Below are 1,413 nucleotides of genomic sequence, written 5' to 3'. Positions count from 1 at the left end.
CTCACAACCATAAAGACGTCCACTACCGTGGGCGGAAGAACGGTTATGGCTGGCCTCGCTATTGGCGTTGAAGGACAGCAGCAGGAGTCGCAAATTCTGGCGTATGCCCAACGCTTCGCAATTCTTGATGAGTCAAGCGGGGCGCTGGCTGCTCCGTTCGCAGTTCAGAATGGGCAGGTGTTCATCAACTCCGCGTTCATCCAAGACGGATCGATAACCAACGCCAAGATCGGCAACGCTATCCAGTCGAACAATTATGTGGCGGGTGTTTCTGGCTGGAAGTTGTTTTTCGATGGCACTTTTGAAATCAACTCAAGCCTGGGGGATGGTGGCCGCCAGACAATCAACGCTCAGGGCGGAAAAGTTTTCGATCAGAACCGTATTCGCTATCAGTGGGGGAACCTTAACGTATGAGTTACGGAGCCAGAGTTTGGGACGAAAACGGGAACTTGGTTATGGACACGACCACGTTCACTTATCAGGTGATTTGGCAGGGGGTGATTGATTTCAGTGACACGTCCGGATCAACCGCAAAGGTGATTACGCTGAGTATCCCGGGCTTCGATCCGGCCAACTGCGTTTTTATGGTCATCCCGACCAGAGCGCAGGACATCCAGTCCGCCGAAGGTGATGCGCTTGGAAACACGAAGTCCTACCCGTACGTGACTACATCGGCCGGGCAAGTTGTTTTGAGGTCGGCCAATCCATCTGCAAATCTCGCCAACACCAACCAGACGCGCATTGTCGCTAAAGGATACGCAGTGAGGTTCAAAGTATGAGTTTCGGCGTCATCAGCATTAACGACAGCTCTTTCGTGCAGATTGATTCCGAAACGCCTCGGCTTTGCGTGCTCACGAAGGGCAGTTATTCAGGAACCACAAACGCGAACGTCACCTTTCCGCGCGCGGTAACAAGTGCTGACCCGCCGCTGGTGTTCATCAGGCCGGACCAAAACGGCATCGTTCAGGTGCCGATATCGGTGTGGTTCACTGGCGGGCCCGGCAACTGGACAGGCTTCGCAATGAAGGCTTCAAACGTCCAGAGCACGCTGAGCGGTCAATACTTCATTGCCGCATGGGCGTCTATGGGTACGGCGTCATTCGGCATGCGTATTTGGGGGCCGGGCGGCGAGCTTGTATATGACAGCGGGGCACCGCCAGTCGTCGTCACGTTTGCTGCTGGTAACTGGACATATGTGGGCAGCGAGCAATTAAGTGTTGGCCAGCGTTACAGGTGGAGCATTGATAAAGCGCTCGGGGTTGGCGAATTTATATCCATAAATTCCTTCGCCTTTCATTGCCATAACGGGGCAAGCGGCGGGGGCTGCGCCATCGGCGTCGATTACACTAATTCAAAAATAATGCTTTACAGCCTTGCAACAACAGCTTGGACCGATCAGGGCCATCGCCCGTT

Annotated in this window: 3 protein-coding genes; all 3 read left to right on the top strand. The window is 54.1% G+C overall.

Annotation, left to right across the window (positions count from 1 at the left end; translation table 11 throughout):
* Positions 1-414, top strand: a 414-nt coding sequence (locus tag ALO80_RS15735) for a phage tail tip fiber protein (protein WP_144434227.1), incomplete at its 5' end; no start/stop codon positions are given.
* Positions 411-779, top strand: coding sequence for a hypothetical protein (locus ALO80_RS15730; protein ID WP_055009659.1), 369 nt, complete (start codon positions 411-413; stop codon positions 777-779). The genes ALO80_RS15735 and ALO80_RS15730, both read left to right, overlap by 4 nt.
* A partial coding sequence (locus tag ALO80_RS15725) for a hypothetical protein (RefSeq protein WP_055009658.1) occupies positions 776-1,413 on the top strand: 638 nt, incomplete at its 3' end. The genes ALO80_RS15730 and ALO80_RS15725, both read left to right, overlap by 4 nt.

The sequence above is a fragment of the Pseudomonas caricapapayae genome (genome assembly GCF_001400735.1).
Taxonomy (GTDB): Bacteria; Pseudomonadota; Gammaproteobacteria; order Pseudomonadales; family Pseudomonadaceae; genus Aquipseudomonas; species Aquipseudomonas caricapapayae.
Note: the sequence above shows the minus strand (reverse complement) of the source record. Positions and strands in the feature narration are given on the sequence as shown.